This window comes from Chromohalobacter beijerinckii (assembly GCF_023061185.1).
GTDB classification, from domain to species: Bacteria; Pseudomonadota; Gammaproteobacteria; order Pseudomonadales; family Halomonadaceae; genus Chromohalobacter; species Chromohalobacter beijerinckii.
In genome coordinates this window covers 25,151-44,066 of sequence record NZ_JAKGAK010000024.1, presented here as the reverse complement: position 1 = coordinate 44,066, position 18,916 = coordinate 25,151, and the positions used below count along the sequence as shown (strand labels likewise).

17 protein-coding genes are annotated in these 18,916 nt (G+C 63.2%); 7 read left to right on the top strand and 10 right to left on the bottom strand.

Annotated elements, in window-relative coordinates; genetic code table 11:
• Positions 1-895 (bottom strand): cation efflux transmembrane domain-containing protein (locus L1075_RS14450; protein ID WP_004574643.1); only part of this gene is annotated, 895 nt, incomplete at its 3' end.
• Positions 896-990: 95 nt separating this feature from the next.
• Between L1075_RS14450 and cadR the strand changes: the two genes are divergently transcribed.
• From cadR to fhuE, 4 genes are all read left to right on the top strand, one after another.
• Positions 991-1,398 (top strand): Cd(II)/Pb(II)-responsive transcriptional regulator, encoded by a 408-nt coding sequence (gene cadR / locus L1075_RS14445; protein ID WP_004364961.1) that lies wholly within the window; start codon positions 991-993, stop codon positions 1,396-1,398.
• A 454-nt stretch (positions 1,399-1,852) separates the two neighbouring features.
• Complete coding sequence (dbpA, locus tag L1075_RS14440; protein ID WP_246942510.1) at positions 1,853-3,247, top strand: ATP-dependent RNA helicase DbpA; 1,395 nt, start codon at positions 1,853-1,855, stop codon at positions 3,245-3,247.
• Between the two features lie 226 nt (positions 3,248-3,473).
• Positions 3,474-4,334: a PA4780 family RIO1-like protein kinase gene (locus L1075_RS14435; protein WP_246942509.1), complete on the top strand. Its 861-nt coding sequence runs from the start codon at positions 3,474-3,476 to the stop codon at positions 4,332-4,334.
• 181 nt (positions 4,335-4,515) lie between these two features.
• Positions 4,516-6,726, top strand: a complete 2,211-nt coding sequence (fhuE, locus tag L1075_RS14430) for a ferric-rhodotorulic acid/ferric-coprogen receptor FhuE (protein ID WP_246942507.1) — start codon at positions 4,516-4,518, stop codon at positions 6,724-6,726.
• Between the two features lie 58 nt (positions 6,727-6,784).
• Here fhuE and otnI read toward each other — a convergent pair whose 3' ends face one another.
• Genes otnI through L1075_RS14405 form a run of 5 tightly spaced genes read right to left on the bottom strand, consistent with a single transcriptional unit; the run spans position 6,785 to position 11,269 of the window.
• Positions 6,785-7,573 carry a 2-oxo-tetronate isomerase gene (gene otnI / locus L1075_RS14425; protein ID WP_246942505.1) on the bottom strand — a complete coding sequence of 263 codons (789 nt, stop codon included), beginning with the start codon at positions 7,571-7,573 and terminating at the stop codon, positions 6,785-6,787.
• Between the two features lie 24 nt (positions 7,574-7,597).
• Entirely contained in the window at positions 7,598-8,257 is a 660-nt protein-coding gene (gene otnC / locus L1075_RS14420; RefSeq protein WP_246942503.1) for a 3-oxo-tetronate 4-phosphate decarboxylase, read from the bottom strand.
• The gene (otnK, locus tag L1075_RS14415) at positions 8,254-9,519 is read right to left on the bottom strand and encodes a 3-oxo-tetronate kinase (protein ID WP_343311275.1); all 1,266 of its coding nucleotides are present in this window, start codon (positions 9,517-9,519) and stop codon (positions 8,254-8,256) included. The genes otnC and otnK overlap by 4 nt, the downstream gene beginning before the upstream one ends.
• A 2-nt stretch (positions 9,520-9,521) precedes the next feature.
• Positions 9,522-10,586: an L-threonate dehydrogenase gene (gene ltnD / locus L1075_RS14410; RefSeq protein ID WP_425531266.1), complete on the bottom strand. Its 1,065-nt coding sequence runs from the start codon at positions 10,584-10,586 to the stop codon at positions 9,522-9,524.
• Positions 10,514-11,269 carry an FCD domain-containing protein gene (locus L1075_RS14405; protein ID WP_178999059.1) on the bottom strand — a complete coding sequence of 252 codons (756 nt, stop codon included), beginning with the start codon at positions 11,267-11,269 and terminating at the stop codon, positions 10,514-10,516. The genes ltnD and L1075_RS14405 overlap by 73 nt, the downstream gene beginning before the upstream one ends.
• Positions 11,270-11,692: 423 nt before the next feature.
• On the opposite strand from L1075_RS14405, the gene L1075_RS14400 reads away from it, so the two are divergent.
• The 3 genes from L1075_RS14400 to L1075_RS14390 are packed head-to-tail and all read left to right on the top strand — an operon-like array spanning position 11,693 to position 14,066.
• Positions 11,693-12,574 carry a beta-keto acid cleavage family enzyme gene (locus L1075_RS14400; protein WP_246942497.1) on the top strand — a complete coding sequence of 294 codons (882 nt, stop codon included), beginning with the start codon at positions 11,693-11,695 and terminating at the stop codon, positions 12,572-12,574.
• Positions 12,575-12,591: 17 nt separating this feature from the next.
• Entirely contained in the window at positions 12,592-13,581 is a 990-nt protein-coding gene (locus L1075_RS14395; RefSeq protein ID WP_246894366.1) for a 3-hydroxyacyl-CoA dehydrogenase NAD-binding domain-containing protein, read from the top strand.
• A complete protein-coding gene (locus tag L1075_RS14390; RefSeq protein WP_246942495.1) occupies positions 13,581-14,066 on the top strand; it encodes a thioesterase family protein in 486 nt (161 codons plus the stop codon). Before L1075_RS14395 ends, L1075_RS14390 begins: the two co-directional genes overlap by 1 nt.
• Before the next feature lie 112 nt (positions 14,067-14,178).
• Here the strand turns inward: L1075_RS14390 and L1075_RS14385 are convergent, their stop codons facing one another.
• From L1075_RS14385 to L1075_RS14370, 4 genes are all read right to left on the bottom strand, one after another.
• Positions 14,179-15,450, bottom strand: a complete 1,272-nt coding sequence (locus tag L1075_RS14385; protein ID WP_246942493.1) for a TauD/TfdA family dioxygenase — start codon at positions 15,448-15,450, stop codon at positions 14,179-14,181.
• Between the two features lie 92 nt (positions 15,451-15,542).
• Positions 15,543-16,523, bottom strand: a complete 981-nt coding sequence (locus L1075_RS14380) for a GlxA family transcriptional regulator (RefSeq protein ID WP_246942491.1) — start codon at positions 16,521-16,523, stop codon at positions 15,543-15,545.
• A gap of 175 nt (positions 16,524-16,698) precedes the next feature.
• Positions 16,699-17,553 carry a glycine betaine ABC transporter substrate-binding protein gene (locus tag L1075_RS14375; RefSeq protein WP_246942489.1) on the bottom strand — a complete coding sequence of 285 codons (855 nt, stop codon included), beginning with the start codon at positions 17,551-17,553 and terminating at the stop codon, positions 16,699-16,701.
• A 59-nt stretch (positions 17,554-17,612) separates the two neighbouring features.
• On the bottom strand, positions 17,613-18,881 hold the full coding sequence (locus L1075_RS14370) for a M24 family metallopeptidase (protein WP_246942486.1): 1,269 nt from the start codon (positions 18,879-18,881) through the stop codon (positions 17,613-17,615).
• Positions 18,882-18,916 lie beyond the last annotated feature (35 nt).

The window sequence follows — 18,916 nt, the reverse complement described above, 5'->3', positions numbered from 1 at the left end:
AACCCTTCAACGCCAAAATGCGTCTGGCACCGTTAAGTACAATGCCCCCCGCGATGGTGCCGATAATCAGATCCGGATAATTGGAACCGGTCCACGCGACCAGGGCGCCGGCGGTGATGACCCCCAGGTTGATCACCACGTCGTTGGCCGAGAATATCCAGCTTGCCTTCATGTGCGCCCCGCCTTCCCGATGTTTGGATATGAGCAGCAGACAACTGGTATTGGCAATCAATGCGACGAATGCGATAGCCATCATCACCAGCGATTCAGGCTCACTACCGAATACAAAGCGTCTCACCACCTCTACGAGCACGCCCACAGCCAAGATCAGTTGCAGTACACCAGCAAGATGCGCGGCACGTACCTGCATTTTCACGCTATGTCCAACCGCATAAAGGGCAAGCCCGTACACCGCCGCATCGGCAAAATTGTCCAGGGATTCTCCAATCAGGCCGGTGGACTGGGCGATCAGACCGGCAGTCATTTCCACCACGAACAGAAGTGCATTGATGCCGAGCAACCAGCGCAGGGTCCCGGATTCTTGCTTAGCAGAAGCTGCCGAAAACTCGGCGGCCTTGATGGTCTCCGGATTTGCAGCGACGGTTTCCTGAAGCGAGGCGCCTAGCCCCAAGGTCTTCAGTTTCGAGGTGACGGGCTCGACCTCGCCGTCATGCACGACCTTCAGCCGGCGGTTCGACAAGTCGAAGGACAGCGCCCGAATCTCCTCAAAGCCGTTCAGGGCTAGGCGAATCATTCGTTCTTCTGATGGACAGTCCATCTTCGGCACGGCATAAACACTGACCCATCTCCCTGGCGCCTCGGAGGAGGCCTGTATATCGGTATCCGCTGCGGACGTTGCATCACCGCCACAGGCGCCACCACAGGATTTGCTCATGATACGACTCCACTTGAACAATGTTGTGGTACCATTTAAAACTATAAAGCTACTATAAGGTCAATAGAGTAAAGAATCCGTTGGGGAGGAGGCTGATGCGCATTGGTCAGTTGGCGCAGTTGGTAGGGGTCGAAACACAGACGATCCGCTTCTATGAACAGCAGGGCTTGTTGCCGCCGCCTGATCGGCAGGACAACGGTTACCGTGTCTATACCGAGAAGCATGGTGAGGGGCTGGCCTTCATCCGTCGCTGCAGAATCCTGGGCCTGTCACTGGCTGAGATTCACGAACTACAGAGCTATCAGGACGACCCTCATCAGCCTTGTACCGCCGTCAACGCCTTGCTCGATGATCACATCTCTCATGTGCGGTCGCAGATAACCGCTCTGCAAGCGCTTGAGAAACAACTCGTTTCACTGAGAGCGAGTTGCAACGATGACCGGGAAGTTGAGGCGTGTGGGGTTCTTGCTGGAATTAGCGAAGGAAACATGCACCAGCAGTAGGTGAAGCATCAACCAGATAATCCGATGAGATGCCGGTCTGTCTCACTCTCATGCAAAGGTAAGATCAACCATTTAATCCGCTTACCCGTTCTTTATTGAGCCTGCGAAGCGTAAGCGCTTAATTGGTATTCTATCTAATATATGTATTTCTTGTTTTTGATACTTAAAGAGTTATTGATGAAATGAGAGCGGGCGATTACAAACACTTCTGTATGTGATGCGACCAAAGGTGCGCGACGAAAGTGGGGGCCAGGTAACGCATGCTTGCTGGCCGGTTTCTGAATAATGGTGTTCCGTGCCCTTCGGTTCTGGATCGCTATCACTTGCTTGTGCGCACGCTACTGGCACGATTCTGTTATCCTGCCGCCATTCCATCCTTGGCCATTGCCCCCGCTATCACACGCCACCCATTCGCGCGTATGGCGTGGCCAGCTTCACGACAGGATTTGCCGCCGTGTCCGATTCGCCATCATCCGATTTCGCCACCTTGCCGCTGGCGCCCGCACTGCTCTCTAACCTGGATTCGTTGGGTTATCACGCGATGACACCGATCCAGGCCGAGAGCCTGCCGGCGATACTTGCCGGGCGCGACGTGATCGGTCAGGGCCAGACCGGCTCGGGCAAGACGGCGGCGTTCGGCCTGGGGGTGCTCTCAAGACTCGAGACCAAGACGTTTCGCGTGCAGGCGCTGGTGTTGTGTCCGACCCGCGAGCTGGCCGATCAGGTCGCCGGTGAGGTACGTCGGCTGGCGCGCGGGCTGGGCAACGTCAAGGTGCTGACGCTATGCGGCGGGGCGCCGCTCAAGCCGCAGCGCGACTCGCTGGAGCACGGCGCGCATGTGGTGGTGGGCACGCCGGGGCGGATCGAGGAGCACCTGCGCAAGGGCTCGTTGACACTCGACGCGCTGACCACGCTGGTGCTGGATGAAGCCGACCGCATGCTCGACATGGGATTTCAGGCGGCCATCGAGGCGATCGTCGGCCAGGCGCCGGTCTCGCGGCAGACGCTGTTGTTCAGCGCCACCTACGGCGCGGGCATCCGACCCATCGCCGAGCGTATGATGCGCGAACCGCTGAACGTCGAGGTCGCCTCGACTCACGATGACACCAGCATTCGCCAGCATTTCTACCGCGTCGCGGACGAAAACGACCGTGTACCGGCATTAGAACGCCTGTTGCTCAATAGCCGCCCGGAATCCAGCGTGGTGTTCTGCAATACCAAGCGCGAGACCTTGCAGGTCGCTGACGCCCTGAGCGCGGCGGGCTTTTCCGCGCTGGCGCTCAATGGCGATCTTGAGCAGCCCGACCGCGACCGCATCCTGGCGATGTTCGCCAACAAGAGCGTGTCGGTCCTGGTCGCCACCGACGTGGCGGCGCGCGGGCTGGATATCGACGCGCTGGATGCGGTGTTCAATTACCAGATCGCCCGCGAACTCGAGGTTCACGTGCATCGCATTGGGCGGACTGGCCGGGCCGGTGGGCGCGGAGTGGCCTGTACACTGGTCGCCGAGAACGAATATTACCGGCTCGACAAGCTTAGCGAGTTCCTCGGCGAGTCGCTGGCCTGCGAGCCGCTGCCGACCCTGCGCGGTAATCCGCAGCCCTTCACGCCGCGCATGACGACGCTGCAGCTCGGCGCCGGCAAGAAGCAGAAGGTACGTCCGGGGGACATTCTCGGCGCCTTGACCGGCGAGGGCGGTATCGCCGGCGACCAAGTCGGCAAGATCCAGATCACCGAGCGCAGTGCCTTCGTCGCCGTCGAGCGCGAGGTGGCCAGGGCCGCGCTCGATCAACTCGCCAATGGACGGATCAAGGGGCGGTCGTTCCGGGCGCGCCGTGTCACCCGTTAGGATATCCTGACAAATGCCTGCGCGGGCAAATCGCTGCGTTGCGCGGTGCGCGGAATCCTCACCTATACCCCATAGGCTCCGGCTCCTGTGCTCCGTGCGCCTTGCGCTTTATCCCGCTCGACTATTTGTCAGCGTTTCCTCCCTAGACTGCTTTTCTGGCGCTTGCATTGATGGATGACCATGCGATGCTTTGCCGATTATTGGCCCATACCATATATAAGGTGATATGAAAGTACCCAAACGACTCCAGCCCTTGGTCGACGACGGTTTGATCGACGAGGTCGTCAGCCAGTTGATGAGCGGCAAGGAAGCCCAGGTCTACGTGGTGCGCTGTGGCGCCGAGCGGCGTTGCGCCAAGGTATTCAAGGAAGCCAGTCAACGCAGCTTCAAGCAGGCCGTTCAGTATCAGGAGGGTCGCAAGGAGCGTAACAGCCGGCGTGCCCGGGCGATGGCCAAGAAGACCCGCTACGGTCAGAAGGAACAGGAAGCGGCCTGGCTCAGCGCCGAGGTGGATGCCCTGTACCGGCTGGAGGCGGCGGGGGTGCGCGTGCCTCGGCCGCATGGCTTCGTCGACGGCGTGCTGCTGATGGACCTGATCGGCGACGGCGAGGGCGATGTTGCCCCCCGACTTGGTGAGGTGGCGCTGAGCCCGGAACAGGCGCGCGATTATCACGATCGGGTGATCGCCGATGTGGTGCGCATGTTGTGCGCCGGGCTGGTGCATGGCGACCTTTCCGAATTCAACGTGCTGGTCGACCGTGAGGGCCCGGTGATCATCGACCTGCCCCAGGCGGTCGACGCGGCGGGCAACAACAGCGCGCCGATGCTGCTGGTGCGCGACGTCGACAACATGCGTGCCTGGTTCGGGCGCTTCGAGCCGGCGCTACTGAATACCGACTATGGCAAGGAGATCTGGGCGCTCTATGAAGCTGGTGAGCTGCACCCGGATAGCCCGCTCACCGGACACTTCGAGCCTGATACCCTCGACGTCGACGTGATGGAGCTGATGGCGGTGATCGACGATGCCCGCGAGGAAGCCGAGGAGCGCCGCGAACGCGAGCGTGACGATCTTGAGGACGACGACTGAGGTCTCGACTGCCGCAAGCACCATTTTCAGCATCGATGGCGTCTTCAGCATCGATGGCGCCAATGATGCCAATGCGAATATTTATCATAATCATTGACTCTTGAGTCGAGGGTTTCCATACTTCGCGCTTCGGAAATGCCTCATGAAAGTGACGCCCATGACGCGTCCTCAAGGGAACACAATGAACAAACCTTCCTGTCGGCCGTACGAGTCGGGCCAGTCGTGCGGCCAAGTCCGCGCGCATTTTCTTCGCAGCCGCGCGTTACCGATCGCGTTTTTCTCCACCGTCTCAGTGCTTCCCTTCTCCTCGGCATGGGCACAGTCCGATGAGGCACCTGAGCTGGATACGGTGACGGTCACAGCCGTGAACCTCTATGACAATGTCGGCTATACGCGCCGCACCACCGCGGCGGGCACGCGTTTCGAGCTGAGCCCCAAGGAGGTGCCACAGGCGCTCAGCATCGTCACCGAGCAGCGCATCGAGGATCAGGATCTACAGGACATCGAAGAGGTCCTCACCAACACCACGGGCATCTCCGCCAGCCGCATCGACAGCAACCGTGTGTCGTTCTACTCACGCGGCTTTCGCATCAACAGCTATCAATACGATGGCATTCCCACGCTCAACACGGACAGTCGCTGGTACTTCGGCGAGGGCTCCCAAAACACGGCGATCTATGATCGGGTCGAGGTGGTGCGCGGCGCCAACGGCCTGATGACGGGCGCGGGGAACCCCGGTGCCTCGGTCAATTTCGTGCGCAAGCACGCCGACAGCCGCGAGCTGACGGGGTCGGTGTCCGGCACGCTGGGTAGCTGGGACCAGCGCCGCGGCGTGGTCGATGTCACCACCCCGCTGACGCCGTCCGGCAATGTGCGGGCGCGGTTCGTCGGCGGCTACGACGACAGCGACTCCTCTCTGGACCGCTACGCCGAGCGTGAGAAGTTCGGCTACGCGGTGATCGATGCGGACGTGACCGATCGCACCACCCTGTCGGTGGGTTACGACTACCAGAACACTCATGCCTCGTCGCCGACCTGGGGCGGATTGCCGCTCTGGTACAGCGATGGCAGCGAGACGGATTACAGCCGCTCGTTCAGCGTGGCCCCGGACTGGTCCTACAGCGATTACGAATCGAAGAAAGTATTCGCGCAGATCGACCATCGCTTCGACAACGGTTGGGAGCTGCGCGGCACGGCGACCCATGAAGAGACGGATTTGGACTCCCGCCTGATGGCGCCCTACTACGAGCCCTATTTTTCGTCACCAGATCCGATAACGGGGCAAGGGCCTGCCTTTTATACTGGCTGGAATCGCGGCGATCGTGATGTGGATTCTGCCGACGCTTATGTGAAAGGTCCTTTCGAGTTATTCGGTCGCGAACATGAGCTAGTCGTTGGAGGCAGCTACAGCGATCAAAGTAACGATTACGAAAACAGTTATACGTCTGCCGCTATCGACGTAGGCGACTTCGACAACTGGGGCGGGGCGACAGACGACCTTGATTGGCCGGCGTTTTCTCAGTCGGAAAGCGCCAGTGTGCGGCAGAAGGCGGTCTATGGCGTTGCGCGATTCTCGCTGGCTGATCCGCTGACGCTGATCGTCGGCGCTCGCTATACCGACTGGCATGGCAGCACCTGGTCGAGCGGCCTGGGCAACCATTCGCAGGACGAAGACGACATCACCCCGTATGGCGGCCTGGTCTATGACATCAACGATGTCTGGTCCACTTACTTGAGCTATAGCGAGATTTTCCAGCCACAGAGCTATCGCCTGGAGGGCGGCAACGGCTATCTGGATCCCCTCGTGGGCAAGAACTACGAGACCGGCATCAAGGCGGCCTGGTTCGAGGGATTGCTCAACGCCTCGTTCTCGGTGTTCCGGCTCGAGCAGGACAACGTGGCCGATATCGTCAGTACGCCCGGCTCGCTCATCACCACCGCGACCCCGGTCAGTGACGTGGTCAGCGAAGGCTTCGAGGCCGAGCTGACCGGTGCGGTGACCGACGATCTCGATATGACGGTCGGCTTTACCCACTACACGGCGACGTCCGCGGAAGGCTCGTTCAACACCGACCGCCCGCGTACTCAAGCCAATCTCTTCGCCAGCTACCGTGTACCTCAGTGGCGTCAGCTGACGATCGGTGGAGGCGCTAGATGGCAGAGCGACACCTTCATCGACGACCAGGCCGCGCCCGGCGGCGGAACCCGCGATTACGAGCAGAGCAGTTACGCGGTCGCGAATGTCTTCGGTCGTTACCAGTTCACGCCGCAGCTGGCGCTACAGGTCAACGTGAAGAATCTGTTCGACGAGAAGTACTACAGTTATTTCGACACCTACGGTGTCTATGGCGAACCACGACGGGTGACCTCGACCCTGACCTATTCGTTCTGAATGTCCTGGCGGGCCCCGGCGCATGTGCAAACGCCAGGGTCTGCCAGCGTCTCGGCCTCTAGCCGGCTGGCCGTTTCCACGCCTCGAACCATCCCAGTCCCGCCCGCGTGCCGGCACGGGGCTTGTACTCACAGCCGATCCAACCCTCGAACCCGTCTGCGTCCAACTGTTGGAAAAGCCACGGATAATTCACTTCCCCGGTATCGGGTTCGTGACGCTCGGGAACGCCAGCGATCTGAATGTGGCCGACCCCTGAGCGATGACGCCGATAGGTCGTCCAGATATCTCCATCCATGATCTGGGTGTGGTAGAAATCCATCTGCACCTTGACGTTGGGCTCGCCCAGTTCGGCCACGATGGCGTGCCCCTCGGCCTGATGATTGAGGCAGTACCCCGGCATGTCGCGGGTATTGATGGGCTCGAGCAGCAATTCGAGGTCGTGCTCGGCGAGGCGGCGGGCGGCATGGCGCAGGTTGTCCAGATACACCGCGCGCCATGTTTCCCGTGAAACACCCTCAGGTGCCAGCCCTGCCATGGCGTGCAGACGCGGACAGTTCAGCGCCCGGGCGTAACGAATCGCAGTCTCGACGCTTTCGCGGAACTCCGCCTCGCGCCCCGGCAGGGCGGCGATGCCGCGCTCGCCGGCGTCCCAGTCGCCCGGCGGCAGGTTGAACAGCGCCTGCTGCAAGCCATGACGTTTCAACTCGGCGGCGATGTCATCGGCCGCGAACGCATAGGGAAACAGGAACTCGACCCCTTCGAAGCCGCAGGCGGCGGCCGCGGCGAAGCGCTCCATGAAGGGCACCTCGTTGAACATCATGGACAGGTTGGCGGCAAAGCGGGGCATGGGGAGGCTCCTTTCAGAAAATGCTTACCAGTGGGCGCCGAAGGCCTGACGAAGCTCGTCGATTTCCGCTTCGCCCAGGGTGCGTACGTCGTGCTGGCGTAGCAGGAGATACAGCTTGGCGGTTTCTTCCAGTTCCTCGATGGCGTTGCGTGCCGCTTCCAGGGTTTTGCCCGCCACCACGGGGCCGTGATTGGCCAGCAACACCGCGCCATGGGTCTTGGCATGCTCGCGTATCGCGTCGCCGAGGGCGGGATCGCCGGGGCGATAGTAAGGAATCAGCGGCAAACGCCCCACGCGCATGACGAAATACGGTGTGATGGGAGGCAGACAGGAGCGTTCATCGAGGCCGTTGAGACACGAGACCGCCGCCGAGTGCGTGGCATGCAAATGAATGATGCCGCCGGTATCGGGACGCTGATCGTAGAAGGCGCGATGCAGGAACGATTCCTTGGTCGGTGGCGCGCCGTCGAGCAGGTTGCCGTCCCAGTCAAGTTTGGAAATCGCGGCGGGATCGAGGGCGCCGAGGCTGGCGTTGGTCGGCGTCATCAGCCAGCCGTCATCGAGCTTGGCGCTGATGTTGCCGGAGGTGCCCGGCGCCATGCCCAGTAGCCGGAAGGCACGACCGATGTCGGCGATCTCCTCGCGCAGGCGATTTTCGGTGGTCGTGGTGCTGATGTGGCTCATGGCAACATCCCCCATGCCTTGGTCATGAAGTCCCGGGCGCCGAAGTTGCCCGACTTGAGGGTCAGGGCGAGCGGCGCCGGGGTGCCAAAGGTGGTGGTCCAGGGCACGCCGGGATCGATGCTCGGGCCGATGCGCAAGCCTTGCACCCCAAGCGCGTTGACCACCGCGCCGGAGGTTTCGCCTCCCGCCACGAGCAAGCGCCGCACGCCATGGTGCTCGACGAGGGACTGGGCGATCTCGGCCATGGCGCGTTCGACCAGGGCCCCCGCTTCCGCGACGCCGAGGACCTCCTGCGCCCGTCGCACGTCTTCCGGCGAGGCACTGGCATACAGCAGTACCGGGCCACGGTCGAGATGCTCTTCGGCCAGCGCGAGTGCCTTCGCGATGACGCCTTCGAAATCATCGGCCAAGGCCAGGGCGTCGAGGTGATAGCTCGGGTAGTGCTCGCGGGCATGTTCGAGCTGCGCCAGGGTGGCGCGCGAACAGCTGCCGCTCAAGATCGCTTCTCGACCGGCGATGGCGGGTAATGCATCGGCTTGTCCCGCCGCAGGCAACCGATCGGCCAGGTTAGCGGGTAGCCCCAATGCCAGGCCGGAGCCGGCGGTCACCAGGGGCAAATGACGACAGGCGCGCGCCAGGGTATGCAAATGTTGCGTGTCGATGGCGTCGCAAATGGCGATGCCCACGCCCGCCGAACGCAGCGCCTGGATGCGGGCCTCGACGGCCTCAGCCCCCTCGCTGAGCGTGGCGTAGTCGATCAGGTCGACCCGCTGGTGCGTCTGGGCGCCGAGAACGCGCACCAGATTGGCATCCGTCATGGGCGTGAGAGGGTGGTCCTGCATGCCGCTTTCGTTGAGCGGCACGCCCCCCGCGAACAGGTAGCCGTTGTAGACGGTGCGCTGGTTGGCGGGCAGTGCCGGGCAGGCCACGGTGAAGTCAGTGCCAAGCGACGTCATCAGCGCGTCGGTCACCGGCCCGATGTTGCCCGCGGGTGTGGAGTCGAACGTCGAGCAGTACTTGAAGTAGAACTGCTCGCAGCCCTGGGCCTGCAACCACGCCAACGCCTCGAGAGACTGCGATACGGCCTCGTCGGCGGGCAGGGTGCGCGACTTGAGGGCGACGACCACGGCCTCGACGTCATCGTCCAGTGACGTTGTAGGGACGCCGATGGTCTGCAGCGTGCGCATGCCGGCACTGACCAGCATGCTCGCCACGTCCGTTGCGCCGGTGAAATCGTCGGCAATGCATCCGATGATGGGCATCGTCATTCCTCCTCCCCTGTGTCGGCATCGTTGGCCGCGTGAGATGGCAACCCGAAGCCCGGAAACGTCTTGATCACGGCAGCGTCATCGTCGCCGCCATGGCCTTGTGCCGAGGCTTGGGTAAACATGGTGAGCGCTTGGCTGGTCAGCGGCAGGGGAAACTTGTCGCGATGGGCAGTGTCGTGGACCAGGCCCAGATCCTTGACGAAGATGTCCACTGCCGAGCGCGGCGTGTAATCGTCCTCGAGAATGTGCGGCACGCGATTCTCGAACATCCATGAATTACCAGCACTCTGGGTGATGACCTCATACAGCACCTGTGGGTCGCAGCCGCCGCGAATGCCATAGGCCATGGCCTCGGCGGCAGCGGCGATGTGCACCCCCGCCAACAGTTGGTTGACCAGTTTGACCTGCGAACCCTGTCCCATCGCGTCGCCAAGGCGGAAGACCTTGGCGGCGAGGGCATCGAGAACCTCCTCGACGCTGTCGAAAACATCGGCCGGTCCCGAGGCCATGATCGTCAGCGCGCCTTGCGCGGCCTTGGCGGCACCACCGGAAATCGGCGCGTCGAGCAGGCGCAGGCCCCGGGTGGAGAGCTCATCGCCCAGGGCGACCACGGCATCCGGCGCGCAGGTAGCGCATGAGACGATGACGCTGCCGGACGCCAGGCCGTCGGCGATGCCCTGGGGGCCGAACAGAACCTCACGGGTTTGCTCGGCATTGACGACCACGCTGACGACGACATCGACGTGAGCGGCCATCTCGGCGGGCGTGGCAACCGCCCGGCCACCGTGCGCGTCGAATGCCTGCCTGGCGTCGGGTCGCAGGTCGCATCCCCAGGTCGTGAAGCCGGCATCGACCAATGACGTCGCCATGCCCATTCCCATCGACCCCAGGCCGATGATCCCCACCCGCGCGCGTCGTGCTTGTGTCATCTCGCGTTCCTTGTCTGTGGTTCTTTGATGAAACGGTCGTTGGTCAGAACGGCCATTGATCAGACCGGCGTGTCGGTTGCGGTGTCCTCGAGACGTTCCAGCAGATCCGTCGGCGCCTGTCGCAGGCGCCACTCGGCATGCTCGAGGTGGCGCGCGGCGGCCTGGGCGGCGGCGTCTTCGTCGCCTTGGTCGATGGCATCGACGATTGCTTGATGCTCTTCGATGACCTGCGCCATGAACGTTTCGCGTAGCGATTCATTGGTTCGCGTCACGGTAATGGCGTGATGCAGGAAGCGATTGTAGAAGTCGATGATTGCCGTGAAGTGCGTGTTGTTCGACGCCTCGGCGATGGCGCGGTGAAAGGCCATGTCCTGATCGACACCATCGGCACCGATTTCGACGGCCTCGTCGATATCGGCCATGGCATTACGGATTCGGCGCAATTGGGACGGCGTGCGGCGCTGCGCCGCCAGACGCGCCGCCTCGACCTCCAGGGCCCGGCGCAGTTCGAGAAGACGGATGACCGATTGCAGCGATGGGTCGGGAATCGCCAGGCGCAGTGCCACGGTGGGCACCTCGGCGACGAAGCTGCCGCTGCCGCGACGCGATGTCACCAGGCCGGCGTTACGCAGCATGGAAATGGCCTCGCGCACCACCGAACGGCTGATGCCATAGCGTTCGCCGAGCGCGGCCTCGGTGGGCAAACGCTCCCCGGGGCGCATGTCGCCGGTATGGATGGCGTGCGTCAGCTGCCGTGCGACCTGCTCCGAGAGTTGGGTGCCACGGGTCGGTTGGGTCTCTGGGTTCGTGATCACCGCTATTCCTTCTCCTTCGTTCGTCGCCGCCAGGCGTGGTGCGGGCCTCGCATCGATGGTGCGGGACGTCTCCGACTAATGGCGGTGTTGCCCCAATGGATTTGTCAGACAACATTATAAATAGTGTGGTGACGACACAATACGTCTTTGGACCAACGTCGCACTGCCAGTGGAGATTCATGCGAAGTGACGCTTCGCTCGACCGGGAGAAGTGCATGCAAGTCATTGTGGAGGTTGTGGTTTATTGGCTTCGCAATGATGTAGAGCCCGAGCGTGGATCATCCAAGACTGTTGGTGGCTGAGACGTTCTGACGCAACACGCCAACCGCATGACGTTTCATGGCAATCCCTTTTCCGCCGGACTTTCGATAATGAGGGCGTTCGACGGCATCGCGCCGCCATTTAGACGCTCAGGAAGACATCATGAATCGAAACGTCATTCTTACCTGCGCCATCACCGGCGCCGGTGATACGGCCGACAAGCATCCCGACCTGCCCATTACGCCCAAGCAGATCGCCGATAGCGCCATCGAGGCCACGCGCGCCGGGGCGAGCATCGTGCACTTGCACGTGCGCGACCCGGAAACCGGCGGTGTGAGCCATTCCACCGAGTACTTCCGTGAGGCGGTGGGGCGCATCCGCGAGGCGGATGTGGATGCGGTCATCAATATCACCGCAGGCGGCGGGGGCGATCTCTTCCCCGAGGTGCGCGATGGCGTTATCCATGGCCTAGAAGGCACCGATCTGCAGACACCGGCGGAGCGCCACGCGCCGGTCGGCGAACTGCTGCCGGAAATCTGCACCCTGGATTGTGGCAGCCTCAACTTCGGCGACATGGTCTATCTCAATACCGCCGACTGGCTGCGTGAGCATGCCCGGCTGGTCAAGAACGCCGGCGTCAAACCCGAACTGGAGTGCTTCGATCTGGGGCATGTGTGGTTCGCGCGCCAGTTGATCGAGGAAGGCCTGATCGAAGGCGATCCGCTGTTTCAACTGTGTCTGGGGATTCCCTGGGGCGCCGAGGCGGACACCGAGACCATGCTGGCGATGCGCAACAAGCTGCCCGCCAACGCTCATTGGTCGGCGTTCGGCATCGGGCGTAGCGAGATGCCGATGGTCGCGCAATCGATGCTACTCGGCGGTCACGTGCGGGTCGGCCTTGAGGACAATCTTTACCTCAGCCGCGGCGTGTTCGCCACCAATGCGCAGTTGGTGGAACGTGCCGCGACGATTGCCGAAAACCTGGGAGGCCGCGTGCAGACGCCGGCCGAAACACGTCAGACGCTGGGGCTGCGCCAGCCGTGAGCGACAAGGAGAACATGATGTCTCGACAAGACACGGCCGCGGCGGCCGATGTGCCTGCGCGGGTCGCCGTCATCGGCACCGGCGTGATCGGCAATGGCTGGATCGTGCGAGCCCTGGCGGCGGGCTGCGATGTGGTGGCCTTCGACCCGGCCCCCGGTGCCGAGGCGACGACGCGCGCCTTCGTGGAACGGGTTTGGGATTCGGTGGCGACGATGGGGCTCGCCGACACGGCGGACCCGAGCCGGCTGCGTTTCGCGGCCTCGGCTAGCGAGGCCGTCGAGGAGGCCGACCTGGTCCAGGAAAACGTGCCGGAGCGGCTCGAGATCAAGCATCGCGTCCTGGCGGAGTTGGATGCACATGCCCCCGAGGGCGTGGTGATCGGCTCCTCGACGTCCGGCATCAAGCCCAGCGAGCTGCAATCGGCCTGCACGCGCGACCCCGGTCGCGTCATCGTCGCGCACCCGTTCAACCCGGTGTACCTGCTGCCGCTGGTCGAGCTGGTGGGCGGCGAGCACACCGCGCCGGTCGTCACCGAGCGCGCCCGGGCTCAATATGCCGCGCTGGGCATGCGGCCGCTGGTGGTGCGTCGCGAAATCGAGGGCCATGTGGCCGACCGTCTGATGGAGGCGCTGTGGCGCGAGGCGCTGCACCTGGTCAACGACGGTGTCGCCACCACCGAGGAAATCGACGCCGCCGTGGTCTACGGCGCGGGGCTGCGCTGGTCGCTGATGGGCACCTTCCTGACCTTCCACCTAGCCGGGGGTGAGGGTGGCATGCGCCACATGCTGCACCAGTTCGGGCCGGCACTGAAGCTGCCGTGGACCAAGCTCGAGGCGCCGGAGCTGACCGACGAACTGATCGAGAAGGTCGCCGACGGTTGCGAGCATCAGGCCGCCGGGCGCAGCGTCGCCGAACTGGAGACGCGACGTGACGCCTTCCTCACCGAGCTGCTGGCATTGACCCGCAAGTACTGGCCGGAAGCCGAGGGGCTTGAGGGGCGCATCTGATGAGCCGGATACCAGACAGTTCAACGTTCGGCCCCTTGCTGGAAACCCGGGTGGCCGACGCCTGGGTCGACTACAACGGCCACATGAACGATGCCGAGTACGCGCGGGTCTTCTCGCTGGCCGTCGAGGCGCTGATGGAGCGTATCGGCCTCGATGTAGCGGGGCGAGCCGAGCATGGTTACACGCTCTATACCCTGGAGACGCATCTCTGCTACCGCCAGCAAGCGCATCGTAGCGAGGCGTTGGCGGTCGAACTGACGCTACTCGATCATGATGCCAAGCGGTTGCATGTCTTTTTTACCCTGCGCAACGCCGACGGCGACCCGCTGGCGACCAGCGAGCAGATGCTGATGGGCATCGATGTCGCTAGCGGTAGGCCCGGGCCATTCCCCGAACCGGTCGCGGCTGTGGTCGCCACGTTGCCCGCCGCTGGCGAAACGTGGCCGAGCGCTGCGGGGCGGCGCATCGGGATCGTACGCCGCTAACGTCGAATGGAGAGTCAAAACGCTCCATGACGTTTTCCCTCGCTGCAAAGAACCCGCCCATGGCAAGCCATGGGCGGGTTTTCGTGTTGGCAGATACTGCTGCGCGACTGGATCAGCCCTGGCCGAGTACCTCGACGCGTTGCCGGCGGTGGGCACGGCGCAACATGCGCAGCCGCGAGCGGGCTTCGTCGCGCTCGAGATAGCAGCCTTGCAGCCAGCGCCGGCCGCCCTGGCCGACATCGAAGGCATCACGAGCATGCAGCAGGCGGCGGTTGTCGAAGATCACCAGGTCGCCGGGGGTGTAGGTGAAACGCAGCGCAAACTCGGGCTCCCGCAGCAGGCGCTGCAGTGACATCAAGGCGGCATAGGCGGACTCCACGTCCTCGAACGGCGCCATCAAGGGGCCGCGCAGGAAATCGGCGATGCGCACTTCGTCGAAATTGCCGTCGTCATCGAGCTTGATCATCGGTGCGTACCACACATGATCGGTGGTCCGGGCGGTGTTGGCGTAGCACCAGCGTACACGCGTGAGCGTCGCGAAGTGCTCGGGATGACGCTCGCGCAGGGCCTCGGCCACGGCGAAACCGTCCATCATCACCGCTTCACCACCAACGGTGTCGTTTTCCAGGCAGTGCAGCAACTGCAGACCGGGCTGATACTCGCGGGTCGGCAGATCGACGTGCGGTGGCAGGGCGATCGAGGTGTAGGCATTGGAGTCGGGGTCGGGTTTGGCACGCACGTCGAACAGCGTGCCGAAGTTGGTGGCGCGCGGCGGGCCGATGCGCCGGGCGATGGCATCCAGGCTGCCGGGCTCGGTGGGCAGGTTGCGTAGCCGCACCAGGCCTTCGCCGATGACGGCCTCGAGGGCGCTTTCGAGGCAGGCATCCGGTGCCAGAGGATCATCGTCGGTGTCCAGCCAGTCGCGCGCATCGAGGGTCGTGGGCGCGTCGCGTTCGCTGCCTTTCCATAACGTGGCAGGAGGCAGCGGGGCGTCGAGTTCCGCCAAGTGGGTATAGTCGTGCGCGCGCAGCCAGCCGGGGTGAAAGCGCAAGCGGCGTTGCTCCGGGGCGAAGACGATCTCCAGCGCACCGGTGTCGTCGAGGCATGCCTCGCTGACGGTGGGCCAATCCTCGAGGCGTGACAGGTCGAGGATACGCTCGCGGGTGGCCGGATTGACGGTACTGTCGTCGGCGGCGTTTTCGCGCAGCCAGATGCTGTGGTACCGGCTGACGCGACCGTCTTCCCAGCGCACTTCGACCTGGCGGGGCGTGTGGCTCACGTTGTGGATGGCGACCTCGACCGGCCAGGCGTCGTAATCAGGCGTCGCGGGGAGCGTGCCGCCGGGCGTATTGGCAGACGTGGCAGCAGGCGTGGAAAGGGTCATGACGGCATCCTTGGCTACAAAACGTAGCCCCAGCATGGCTTGACTCGGCGTCCATATTTACACCCCAAGCGACGGCTTCTTGCCGTCAGTCGTCATCTTGTGTCGTCAGGGTGCGGGTGGCGTGCCTGGCGCGGGCTAGTACCGAAATGCTGCTTGTAGGCCCGCGAGAAACTGGAAGCCGAGGTGAAACCGCTGGCCAGGCCAATGCTCAGAATGTCGCGGTCGGTTTCCCGCAGTAGCTGACGAGCATGTTGCAAGCGCAGGCGCAGATAGTGATCGCGTGGCCGCTCGCCCAGCTCCTGTTCGAAGAGACGCTGAAGCTGGCGCAGCGAGATACCGATGCGCGCGGCGAGACGGGCGAGTGTCAGCGGTGTCTCGAGGTGGCGCTCCATCAGGGCGACGGCCTCGATCACGCTGTGCTTGTGGGTCCCCAGGCGCTGAGTCAGATCATGACGCTGGTGGTCGTGGCGAGGCCGCATGCGAGCGTGAATCAACTGCTCGGAAACGTCAGCGGCCAGCTCATCGCCATGGCGGCGGGCGATCAGGTCTAGTGTCATGTCCATCGCGGCGGTGCCGCCGGCGCAGGAGAAGCCGCGTGGGCCGACTTCGAACAGCGACTCGACGGCGTTGATCTCGGGGAAGCGCTCGCGAAACGCCGGTAAGCTTTCCCAGTGCAGAGTGACACGCTGCCCCTCGAGCAAGCCGGCGCGGGCTAGGATCAGGCTACCGGTGTCGATGCCGCCCAGCACACAGTCGCCTTGATGACGCTGATGCAGCCAATGCAGCAAGTGGTGGGTCAGGCGCTCCTCGGGCTCGAAGCTGGCACAGATGGCGATGCTGGGCAGTGCCGGTGCCGAGGCGAGGGTGTCGTCGGCGAGCAGGGTCATGTCGTTGCTGGCGGTGACCGAGGCGCCGTCCAGGCCGATCACGCGCCAGGTGAACAGGCGCTCTCCAGCGATGCGGTTGGCAATGCGCAGCGGCTCGATGGCAGAGAAGAATGCCATCATCGAGAAACGCGGCAATAGCAGAAAGCCGATGGGCTCGGGAAACGCCCCGGCATAATGTAGACGCATCTCTCCCCCGTGGCGGTAGCGACTCAGGCGGCGAACGGTGACGCGCCGAGGCGCGCGATGCGCTCACGATAGCAAATTCGATTGCCGAGGGCTTGCGGGTCGCGTCAGCGAGAGCGGGAAGAAAATAGGCAAGGCTTGGAGGTGGGCCGGTCCTGACGACCGGCCCGGAATGGGATCAGTCCTCGACGAGCCAGCCGTCGATGAGATCGCGATGTTCCTCGATCCACTGTTTGGCGCCTTGCGTGGGATCGCCGACGTTTTCGATGGTCAACATGAGATCGGCCAACTGGGCGTGGCTCATGTGCCAGGCATCGAGCATCTTGGTGACTTCGGGGTGCTCCTCGCCAAAGCCCTTGGGCGACATCCACATGATGTCGTCACCGCCGCCATAGCTTTTCTTGGGATCTTTCAGCGCCTTGAGGTCGTACTGCGCGTAGGCCCAGTGCGGCTGCCATAGCGTGACGGCGACGGGCTCTTCGTTGGCATAGGCTTCCTCTAGGGCCGCGAGCATGGCGGGCCCGGAGCTGTTCAACTGGCGGAACGGCAGATCGTAACTCTCGATGGCGTTTTCGGTCTCGCCGGAGATGGCCGAGCCCGATTCGATGCCGATGATGGTCGGTTCATTCTGGTAGACGAAGCGCTCGGCGTTGTCCTTGAGGTCACTAATGCTGTCGATGTCTTCCATGTAAGCCGGCACCACCAGTTCGTCCTGGGCGCCGTCGAACCAGGCATCGTGAACGTCGATCTTGTCCTCGTAGGGCTTGATGTACTGGGCGTCGCCATGCGGCAGCCAGACTTCCAACGAGATATCCAGATCGCCCTGCGCCAGTCCGCTGAAGAGCACGCTCTTGCCGGTAGTCGTCAGGTTGACGTCGTAGCCTTGCTCTTCGAGCAATTGCTGCCACATGTGCGAGACGGCGATGTTTTCCGACCAGTTGTTGGTGCCGATGGTCAGCGTGTCGTTGGCCGTGGCGGTCATCGAGATACCGGCCAGGCCACAGGCGACGAAAAGGGAAGTCAACGGTTTCATACGCGTCCTTTTTGTGTGGGTGAATCGAAAGGGATGAGAAAGGGTGCTGCGCTATGGCGTCATTCTGCCATCAGCGTGTCGGAATAGCCGTAGGTCGAGAGGCGTTCGATGCCATCTTCGGTGATTAGCACCTGTTCTTCCAACTTGACGCCCTCGGTGCCGTCACGGTGGCCGATATAGGCCTCGACGCAGAGCGTCATACCGGGCTCGATGGCGCCATCGTAGCCGACCTCGTCCCAGTCCATGTCGTGGGCGATAAGCGGCCATTCGCCGGTCATGCCGCAGCCGTGGACGATGTCCAAGTAGCGATTTTCACGATAGCCGTCGGGTATCGGCCACGCTTGTTGCGAGTAGTCGCGAAAGCTCATGCCGGGGCGCAGCAGGGCGATGTTGCGTTCGAGCTGGTCGGCGGCCATGCGATAAAGCGCCTTCTGCTCGGCGTTGGGCGCGCCTGCGCCGGGCACGTGGAAGGTCCGCGAGAAATCCGTGTAGTAGCCGAAGCAGCCCACGATATCGGTATCGAAGGCGACCAGCTCACCCGGGGCGATGATCTTATCCGAGCACTCCTGGAACCATGGATTGGTGCGCGCGCCGGAGCTGAGAAGCCGAGTCTCGGCGTATTCGCCGCCAGTGGCCAGCACATGCTGGTTGAAGATCGACCACAGCTCGTTTTCGCTCATGCCGGGGCGAATGGCGGCTTCCATACGCGTCATCGCGGCTTCGGTCAGCGTCACGGAGCGGTGGATGAGCGCCAGCTCGTCGACACTCTTGATCGACTTGGCGCCCTCGACCACGGTAGCGGCATCGGTCAGCTCGAAGCCAGCCTGACCCAGTGCCTCGATGGCGCCGGTGGGCGCGGACTCGATGCCCAGGCGTTGCCCCTGGGTATGCGAACGCTCGAATAGACCGCGGATGTCGTCGACGAAGGCCTGGGTATGCGCCGCGCAGCGCGGGCCGCTGTATTGCGGCATCACCGCGCGGGCGGGATGCACCTCGTCGAGCAATTCGGCGTTGGCCGCCAGGTGCAGGCAGGCGCTGAACTCAAACAGCACCACCGGGCCGTCCGCCGCGACGTAGAGGTAGCGCGCCGGGTTGCGCTGCGAGTAAACCTGCATGTTGCGCACGCCGCAGGCATAGCGAATGTTGATGGGATCGAACAGGATCACCGCGTCCAGTTCGTGATGCTTCATCTGCTGGCGCAGGCGTTGCAGCCGGTAGCGCTCGACGCGCGAGAGCAGCGCGGCGTCGAGCGTGGCGTGACGGAAGCCGCCGTCGGTGTAGGGGCCGCCCGTGGGGACGGACCCGGCGAGTGATACGATATCGCCCATTGAAAGGCATCCTTGTAAAGAGTGAACGAGACGCT

Bases quoted from the DNA above. Each gene is read 5' to 3' on its own strand.
- fhuE (WP_246942507.1), top strand. From the start codon at position 4,516: ATGAACAAACCTTCCTGTCGGCCGTACGAGTCGGGCCAGTCGTGCGGC.
- L1075_RS14370 (WP_246942486.1), bottom strand. From the start codon at position 18,881: ATGGGCGATATCGTATCACTCGCCGGGTCCGTCCCCACGGGCGGCCCC.
- L1075_RS14385 (WP_246942493.1), bottom strand. From the start codon at position 15,450: ATGACCCTTTCCACGCCTGCTGCCACGTCTGCCAATACGCCCGGCGGC.
- otnC (WP_246942503.1), bottom strand. From the start codon at position 8,257: ATGAGCCACATCAGCACCACGACCACCGAAAATCGCCTGCGCGAGGAG.
- L1075_RS14375 (WP_246942489.1), bottom strand. From the start codon at position 17,553: ATGAAACCGTTGACTTCCCTTTTCGTCGCCTGTGGCCTGGCCGGTATC.
- otnK (WP_343311275.1), bottom strand. From the start codon at position 9,519: ATGCCCATCATCGGATGCATTGCCGACGATTTCACCGGCGCAACGGAC.
- otnI (WP_246942505.1), bottom strand. From the start codon at position 7,573: ATGCCCCGCTTTGCCGCCAACCTGTCCATGATGTTCAACGAGGTGCCC.
- L1075_RS14400 (WP_246942497.1), top strand. From the start codon at position 11,693: ATGAATCGAAACGTCATTCTTACCTGCGCCATCACCGGCGCCGGTGAT.
- L1075_RS14395 (WP_246894366.1), top strand. From the start codon at position 12,592: ATGTCTCGACAAGACACGGCCGCGGCGGCCGATGTGCCTGCGCGGGTC.
- L1075_RS14390 (WP_246942495.1), top strand. From the start codon at position 13,581: ATGAGCCGGATACCAGACAGTTCAACGTTCGGCCCCTTGCTGGAAACC.
- L1075_RS14380 (WP_246942491.1), bottom strand. From the start codon at position 16,523: ATGCGTCTACATTATGCCGGGGCGTTTCCCGAGCCCATCGGCTTTCTG.
- cadR (WP_004364961.1), top strand. From the start codon at position 991: ATGCGCATTGGTCAGTTGGCGCAGTTGGTAGGGGTCGAAACACAGACG.
- L1075_RS14435 (WP_246942509.1), top strand. From the start codon at position 3,474: ATGAAAGTACCCAAACGACTCCAGCCCTTGGTCGACGACGGTTTGATC.